Origin of the sequence: Archangium sp. (assembly GCF_036389735.1) — a bacterium.
Lineage (GTDB): Bacteria > Myxococcota > Myxococcia > Myxococcales > Myxococcaceae > Archangium.
The window spans coordinates 1-7,548 of sequence record NZ_DASVWK010001088.1 but is presented as its reverse complement, the minus strand read 5'-3'; the positions used below and the strand labels follow the sequence as shown (position 1 = coordinate 7,548).

The following is a 7,548-nucleotide window of genomic DNA, read 5'->3' as shown; positions in this document are numbered from 1 at the left end:
GTCCGTGGCGGGACTGGCGGGGATGCTGGCGATGATCGCCACCGGCTGCGTGGACGCGCGGCGGGCCTTCCGGGTGGACTGGCGCGTGGTGCTGCTCATCGGCTCCATGCTGGCGCTCGGCGTGGCCATGGAGGAGAGCGGGGCGGGCAGGTTCCTGGGCAACCTGGCGGCGGGGCTCGGCGGCTACGGAGGCCCCCGCACGGTGCTGCTGGCGATGATGACGCTGACCATCATTCTGTCGGCGCCCATGAGCAACCAGGCCGCGGCCCTGGTGGTGCTCCCGGTGGCCGTCAGCGCCGCCCACCAGTTGGGGGTGGATCCGCGGCCCTTCGCCATCGGCGTGACGCTGGCGGCGAGCTGCTCGTTCATCACGCCCCTGGAACCAAGCTGCGTGCTGGTGTACGGCCCCGGCCACTACCGCTTCACCGACTTCTTCCGGCTGGGCACTCCGCTGACGAGCCTGCTGCTCGCCTTCCTCATCGTGGTGGTGCCCGTGGTGTGGCCCTTCCAGGAGGCCGGGCCCCAGCCGACTGGCGCGCGAGAGCCGGTGAGCGAGCGCGTGGTTCCGAAGTGAGGGGTGCCTCGGGTCTCAGTGGATGGCGGCGCGCAGGCCCACCTGGGTCAGCACCTCGGCCTCGTGGACGAGGATCTCCTCCAGCCGGGCGCGCACCGAGGCCTCGTCCCCGCCCGCAGCGGTGACGGCCAGCCGGTAGAAGAGGGCCTGGTGGCCATCCTCGGACTGCGCCAGTTCGCCGTAGAAGCGGCGCAGCAGGGGGTCCTCCAGGCCCTCGGCCAACAGGGAGAGGCGTTCACACGAGCGCGCCTCGATGACGGCGGCCACCAGCAGTCGGTCCACCTTGCGCCCCTCGTGGGAGGTGCGGATGACCTTCTGGAGTCCCTGTGCGTACGGGTCGCCCGCGTCGCGCCCCAGCGTCAGGCCCCGGGCCGCCATCAGGTCCAGCACCTTGGCCAGGTGCGCGCTCTCCTCGCGCGCCAGCCGAGCCATCTGCGCCGGCAGGCCGGGCAGATCCGGGTAGGTCTGGAGCATCGAGAGGGCATTGACCGCTGCCTTCTTCTCGCAGTGCGCGTGGTCCACCAGCACCTCGTTGAAGCGCTCGAGGGCCAGGGGCAGCCAGCGCGGGTCGCTGGGAACCTTGAGGAGGACGGGTCCCTCTCCGGAGAGGGGACGGCGATCAGGCGTGAGACGGGACATGGTGCGTGCGCTCCGGGGCGCGGAGTGTAACCGCACCGCTCCCGGGCGCTACTCCACCAGCACCAGGCGATGGGTGCGGCTGGCCAGGTAGCCCACCTTGCGGGCGATGCGCGCCATGGACTCGTCCTTCTCGTCCACCCGCAGGGTGAGCCGCGGCAGCGACGACAGCAGGAAGCGGGAGATCTGCCCCAGGCACAGCGTGGCGTGGCCCCGACCCCGCTGCGAGGGCACCGTGTACAGGCCCTCCAGCTCGGCCCCGTATTGCGAGCGGCTGCCGATGTCCACCTTGAACACCAGCTCGCCGTTCTCCTCCAGCACGTAGGTGCGCTTCGCCCGGATGCGCTGCGCTACCCGCGCCTCGAAGTGCGGATCCTCCGCGGGCGCGTCGCGGTCGTGGAGCTCGCGCACATACCCGCTCGCCAGCGGCATCACGCGCTTCAAATCCTCCTCGCGCGCCAGCCGCAGGGTGGGGTTGGTGAAGGGCCCCAGGTCGTCGGCGGAGACGCTGAAGAGGCGGTGCGTCTTGGACGTCCGCGGCTTGCCCGTACACAGGCTGCGCACCAGCGCGTCCACCGCCGACTTCTCTCCCACGGCGGCCTTGAGCCTCACGCGATCCGCCAGCGCATCCGCGATGACGCCCGTGGCCGAGCCGTCACCCGCCGAGGGCACCAGCAGCCCTCCCTCGCCCCCCACGAAGAGCGCCGAGGTCAGCGTCTTCCCATCGAAGCGTCCCCAGAAGGAGTAGCTGCACCGGCTGTCGGCTGGCGTGATGCCGAACTCCTCCAGCAGGCCCAGCAGATAGAGGTTGTGGGATGGATCCTTCCCCAGCAGCGCCTTCAGCGCATCGGTGTCCGTGGGAACGAGCTGTTGGACGGTGACGGGCATCGCGCGGTCGTCAGTACACCATACGCCAGGGCGGGGCTTTCAAGGGCCTCCGTTCTTCCCGGGGCGGAACTCGAACGGATGGGTCAGCGTCAGCGGCGCTTTCCCAGGTGGGGCGGAAAATTGCGTGTCGGCGAGAGCATCCACCAGGCAGGCGTGCACGAAGGGATCCTGCACGGTGCTCTCCACCACCTCGGGGCTCCCGAAGCCGCCGCGCTCCCCCCGCGCTTCCAGGGTGAAACGCAGCTTCACTGTGTGTGGGCCCGGATGACGGACCGAGGCGTCGAGGAGGCACGAGCGCACCAGGGGCTGGATGGAGCGCAGGGCCACCCGCACCTCCTCCTTGTCCCAGGTGCCCGGGGGCGGCTCGGGCACGGGCTCCTCGCGCGGTGGTGGGGGACGCGGGGGCTCGGCCACGGGGGGCTCGGGCGCGGGAGGCGTCGTGGGGCGGGCCCGGGGCGTGACCGGAGGAGGGGAGGTGGGGACGGACACGGCCTCGGCCGGCGTGTCCCGCGTGAGCCAGAGCGCCAGTACACTCAAGGCCACGAAGGGGATGACCACCCAGAGGAAGACGGCTCGGCCCGACATCAGTCGAGCCCCAGGGCCTGCTTCAACAGCCCCTCCGGGGCGACCACGGGCGAGCGGGGGAGCAGCTCGGCCCGGAAGCGCCCCACCAGCTCCGCCAACGTCACGGGCTCGCCCCCTCCCACTCCACTCCATGCGGCCATCAACCCGAGCGCCCGCTCGACCGGAAGGCGACGCTCCCGTAGCTCCGCGACCGCGAAGGCGCCCTCGCGCTTGGCCAGCCGCCTGCCGTCCTCCCCCAGCACCAGGGGCACGTGCCAGAAGCGGGGGGGCTGGAGGCCGAGGGCCTCGTGGATTTGAAGCTGCCTCGGGGTGGAGGTCAGGAGGTCATCCCCCCGGAGCACGTCGGTGATGCCGCTGGCCGCGTCGTCCACCACCACGGCGAGCTGGTAGCTGGCCACCCCATCGTTGCGGCGCACCACGAAGTCGCCCACCACCGAGGCCACGTCCTGGCAGCAGCGGCCGTGCAGCCCGTCCTCGAAGCACCACTCCCCGGGCCGCGCGCGGAAGCGCAGGGCCGGCACCCGTGTGCGAGTGCGCTCGGTACGGGTCTCGGGCGAGAGGGCGGTGCAGGTGCCGGGGTAGCGGGGCCCCTCCTCGCTCAGTCCGTGGGGAGCACTGGCCGCTCGGGTGATCTCCGCGCGCGTGCAGAAGCAGGGGTAGACGCGCTCCGAGCGCTCCAGCTTCTCCAGGGCCTCGCGGTAGACGTCGTCACGCTGGCTCTGCACGAGGGGCGTCTCGTCCCAGTACAGCCCGAGCCACTCCAGGTCCCGGTACAGGTCGTCGAGGAACTGGGCCTTGCAGCGCGCCCGGTCGAGATCCTCGATGCGCAGCAGGAACCGACCACCGGCCGCGCGCGCCTGGAGCCAGCCGAGCAGCGCGCTGCGGGCATTGCCGAGGTGGATGCGCCCGGTGGGGCTGGGCGCGAAGCGTCCGCGGAAGCTCATGGAGAAATGGAGGCTCGTTCGGTCGGGGTGCCCGCGAGCAGGCAGGCGGTGACGGGGGGCTTCATCGTGGGCGGCAGCCTAACGCGCTCGGAAGCAGGCCGCTGCTCCCACCTTGTTCCCGGTCCATGCGTGCGGCAGCTTTTCGTCGTGCGCTTCCTCCATTGCTCTGATGTCCACATCACCGCGGACTACGCCTCCCTGCCCATGCTGCGGCTCGGCTGGCGGCGGTGGATCGCCATGGCGGAGCTGTCCGTGGGCGGGCGCCTCAAGGCCTACTCGCGCGCTCCCGAGACGCTCGCCACCATCGCCAGTGACGCGGAGCAGCATGGGGTGGATCACTTCATCCTCTCCGGGGACGTCACGGCCTATGCGCTGGAGCCGGAGTTCCAGCTCGCGCGTGATTCGCTCGGGGCGCTGGGGGAGGACCCGGGCCGCTGCACCGTCATCCCCGGCAACCATGATGTCTTCACCCCGGGCAGCCACCGCGCCGGACGCTTCGCGCGCCACTTCGGCCACCTGCTGGAGAGCGATCTGCCCGAGCACCGGCGCGAGGGGGCCTTCCCCTTCGTGCGGCTCGTGGGCCAGGAGGCGGCGGTGGTGGGGCTGCTGTCCGCGCGCGTACCCTTCATGCCGGGCATCGCCTACGGCCGCATTGGCGCGGCGCAGCTCGACGGGCTGGCGGCGCTGGTGAAGGACCCGAGGCTCGCCGGCCGGGCGCTCCTGGTGGTGGTGCACCACGCGCCGCTCACCCACCGGGGCCGGGCGGACGGGTACTTCCACGGGTTGAGGGATGCGCGGGCGCTCTTCAAGCTGCTGCCGGGGCCGCGCTACGCGGTGCTGCACGGCCACATCCACCACCGCTACCACCATCCGGCCACCGCCGAGCGCCCGCACATCTTCAGCGCGGGCTCGTCCACCCAGCGGGGGCGCGAGGGCTACTGGCTCATCGAGGTGAAGGACGGCCAGGTGGTGGGCGGGCAGAAGCACGTGCCTGGTACGGTGAGGCACTGAGCCCGCCCGGGCCGCCTCAGGCCTGGAGGTGCGGGGCGGCGTAGCGCCGCACGAAGTGGATCCACCGGCGCTCGTCCACCTCCACCTGCCACTCGGTGTTGGGCGTGAGCGGCATGCGCGTCTTGAGGAAGGCCTCGAGGTGGTCCGCGGCCTTCACTGGCGAGAGACCGGGCGCGCGGAAGGCCACGCGCAGGAAGACGTCCAGCGAGGGCGTCACCTCCACCGTCGCGTAGATGCGCAGCGAGCCCACGCGCCGCTGGTACTGCGCGTCTTGTGGCACCGAGGTGGGCGCGGCCTCTGGCGCCAGTGCCGCCACCCAGTTGGACGGCGTGAATACGAAGTCGAGCAACTCGACGCTCGCCTCTTCCAGGGTTGAGTGCTCGTGGATGGAAAGCATGCCCACCTCCCAATTGGACCGTCCGCGGCAAGAATGTGCCCACGGCCCGAGGGCGTGCAAGGGGGCGGGGAAGTGTTCACCCCGCGGCGTCGGCGGACGTCCGCCATGTGTCAGAGCGGTGTGGTACCGCGTGGGGGCGGGGTTGGCGCCCGTGCGCTCAGCGCCCGATCACCGCCGCCACGAGGAATCGCCAGGACAGGCGCGTGGCGTCGCCGCTGATGATGTCGATGAGCTCGTCGCGCACCCTCGTGTTGCGGCCCGCCGCCCGGATGACGCGGTCCAGCAAGCGGGGACGCTCGAAGATGTTCATCACCCGGCGGTTGAGCTGGAACGCGGCGCGGAAGCGCGACTCCCAGCGCCTCGCGTAGCCGCCGAGTCCCCGCGTGGAGAAGTCCCCGCTGGCCACCGCCTCGGCCACCGACTCGGCGGCGAAGGCTCCCGACTCCAGGGCGAACTCGATGCCCTCGCCCGTGAGGGGGTTGACGAAACCGGCCGCGTCCCCCAGCAGCAGGGCCCTGTCGAAGAGCGTGTGGTGGGCGAAGGAGCCGAAGGGAATGTGGTGGCCCTTCACCTTGCCGACGCGCCGCGCCCCGGCCAGCTCCGCCGCCACGTGGGGGCTGGCGCAGAAGCGCTCCATCAGCTCGGGCAGCTTCAACCTGGAGACGGCGAGCTGGTCCGCCCGGATGCCCAGCCCCACGTTGGCCCGGCCGCCGGGCAGCGGGAAGATCCACCCGTAGGCGGGCAGCAGCTCCTCCTCCCAGAAGAAGGCCAGGCTCCGGGGGTGGGAGAGGTGGACGTCCTCGTAATAGGCGCGGACCGCGAAGGCCCCCTCCCGCTCCGGGAAGTCGGGGGCCCCGAGCGCGCGCCGCACCACCGAGGGCGAGCCATCACACCCCAGCACCACGTCGGCGCGCAGGGACTCGCCGCCGCGGCACTGGAGGCGGATGCCGTGGCCGTCCCGCTCGAGTCCGTCCACGCGCACCCCCTCGCGCAGCTCGGCGCCGGCCCGCACCGCGTGCTGGACCAGCCGCTCGTCCAACAACTGGCGGGGGATGATGCAGGCCTTGCCGCCGAAGAGCCGGGGAGGAATCTCCGCCTCCAGCACCACTCCGCCGGGAGAGACGGAGTAGACCGAGTCCACCGGCGCGGCCTCGGTGCCGGGCAGCTCACCAATCCCCAACCGCTCCAGCATCCACAACGTCCGAGGCGTGCAGCCATCCCCGCAGATCTTGTCGCGGGGAAACCGGTGGCGCTCGAGCAGCGTCACGCGAGCGCCCTGCCGTGCCAGGAACGTGGCCGCGGAGGAACCGGCCGGACCCGCGCCAACGATGGCGACGTGGGGGGAAGACGAGAGGGACATGAAGCCTCGGCTCGGGGAATCGCCGCAGAAGGTGGCGACCGTATACAGCGCAGTGCGGGCAGGGTGTCGTCAACGGTTCCGGATGAGGACGGCCCGCGCACCTCGCTCGTAGTCGACCACGAGCGAAGAGGGGCATTGCCGCGCCTCCGTTGTAGTCTATTACGAGCAATGTATGTGTTTGCCCTACATCGCTCGTGGTCGACTACGATCAAAGGGGGCGGTTGTCGCACACCACTCGTCGTCGACGACGAGCGAAGAGGGGCAGTTGGCTCGGAGGGAGTCCGCCGCGACGGGCCGGGCGACCGGCGCACCTTCTACGGCCCCAGCCCCGGCGCTCGACCTGCTAGGTTGAGGTCCTGGGAGGTAGTCCCCACCTGTGCGCACAACCCCGGTCCCCAGTCCCCAGCACCCCGTCCCCCCGCGCGACGAGGGAGCCATGAGTCCGCTCGACAGGCCGCCGCTGCCGCCCGGCACCCGCATTGGCGGGGACGTGGTGGAGGCCGTGCTGGGCTCCGGAGGCTTCGGCACCGTGTACCGGGTGCGGGGCCCGGATGGCTACCTGTCCGCCCTCAAGCTGCTGCCCCTGGACGAGGGCGCCGAACGGGCCGAGCGCGCCTGGCGCGAGATGGCGCTGGGCACGCGCCTGCACCACCCCAACCTCGTGCGCCAGTTGGGCGCGGGCCAGTGGCCCGACGCCAAGCCCCGCTTCCTGTGGATAAGGCTGGAGCTGATTGAGGGCCCCACGCTGGAGGAATGGGGGCGCCAGCCCGGGCGCGACACGAGCGAGGTGGTGGAGCGGGTGCTGGAGGTGGCACGTGCGCTGGCGGTGGTGCACGAGGCCCGGGTGGTGCACCGGGACGTGAAGGAGGCCAACATCCTGGTGCGCCAGAGTACCGGGCAGGCGGTGCTGGTGGACTTCGGCGTGGGCTACCACGAGGGGGACGCCACGCTGACGAAGGGCCTTTTCCCTCCAGGCACGCTCCGCTACCGAGCCCCCGAGGCGTGGGCCTTCGGCCGCGCGCACGCGGGCGTGCCGGGCGCGCACTACCGGGCCGGGCCCGGGGATGACCTGTTCGCGCTGGGGGTGGTGCTCTACCGGTTGCTGACGGGGCGCTTTCCCTTCCGGCTCACCGACGAGGGAGGCGTGGACGTG

9 protein-coding genes are annotated in these 7,548 nt (G+C 71.7%); 3 read left to right on the top strand and 6 right to left on the bottom strand.

Annotated features, from left to right (window positions below):
• On the top strand, nucleotides 1–574 hold a 574-nt coding region (locus tag VF794_RS39140; protein ID WP_331118714.1), incomplete at its 5' end, for an SLC13 family permease.
• A gap of 15 nt (nucleotides 575–589) precedes the next feature.
• On the opposite strand, the gene VF794_RS39135 is transcribed toward VF794_RS39140, so the two are convergent.
• From VF794_RS39135 to gluQRS, 4 genes are read right to left on the bottom strand one after another with little or no spacing between them, the layout of a single operon-like run.
• Entirely contained in the window at nucleotides 590–1,213 is a 624-nt protein-coding gene (locus VF794_RS39135; RefSeq protein WP_331118712.1) for a tRNA-(ms[2]io[6]A)-hydroxylase, read from the bottom strand.
• A 48-nt stretch (nucleotides 1,214–1,261) separates the two neighbouring features.
• Nucleotides 1,262–2,098 carry a GNAT family N-acetyltransferase gene (locus VF794_RS39130; RefSeq protein ID WP_331118710.1) on the bottom strand — a complete coding sequence of 279 codons (837 nt, stop codon included), beginning with the start codon at nucleotides 2,096–2,098 and terminating at the stop codon, nucleotides 1,262–1,264.
• A gap of 39 nt (nucleotides 2,099–2,137) precedes the next feature.
• Nucleotides 2,138–2,683, bottom strand: coding sequence for an AgmX/PglI C-terminal domain-containing protein (locus tag VF794_RS39125; RefSeq protein ID WP_331118708.1), 546 nt, complete (start codon nucleotides 2,681–2,683; stop codon nucleotides 2,138–2,140).
• The gene (gene gluQRS, locus VF794_RS39120; protein WP_331118706.1) at nucleotides 2,683–3,627 is read right to left on the bottom strand and encodes a tRNA glutamyl-Q(34) synthetase GluQRS; all 945 of its coding nucleotides are present in this window, start codon (nucleotides 3,625–3,627) and stop codon (nucleotides 2,683–2,685) included. The genes VF794_RS39125 and gluQRS overlap by 1 nt, the downstream gene beginning before the upstream one ends.
• Before the next feature lie 147 nt (nucleotides 3,628–3,774).
• Here gluQRS and VF794_RS39115 point away from each other — a divergent pair, with 147 nt between their 5' ends.
• Nucleotides 3,775–4,638 (top strand): metallophosphoesterase, encoded by an 864-nt coding sequence (locus tag VF794_RS39115; RefSeq protein WP_331118716.1) that lies wholly within the window; start codon nucleotides 3,775–3,777, stop codon nucleotides 4,636–4,638.
• Nucleotides 4,639–4,654: 16 nt separating this feature from the next.
• On the opposite strand, the gene VF794_RS39110 is transcribed toward VF794_RS39115, so the two are convergent.
• On the bottom strand, nucleotides 4,655–5,035 hold the full coding sequence (locus VF794_RS39110) for a hypothetical protein (protein WP_331118704.1): 381 nt from the start codon (nucleotides 5,033–5,035) through the stop codon (nucleotides 4,655–4,657).
• A gap of 157 nt (nucleotides 5,036–5,192) precedes the next feature.
• The gene (locus VF794_RS39105; protein ID WP_331118702.1) at nucleotides 5,193–6,395 is read right to left on the bottom strand and encodes an NAD(P)/FAD-dependent oxidoreductase; all 1,203 of its coding nucleotides are present in this window, start codon (nucleotides 6,393–6,395) and stop codon (nucleotides 5,193–5,195) included.
• A 436-nt stretch (nucleotides 6,396–6,831) separates the two neighbouring features.
• Here VF794_RS39105 and VF794_RS39100 point away from each other — a divergent pair.
• The coding region (locus VF794_RS39100; RefSeq protein WP_331118700.1) for a serine/threonine-protein kinase at nucleotides 6,832–7,548 on the top strand (717 nt) is incomplete at its 3' end.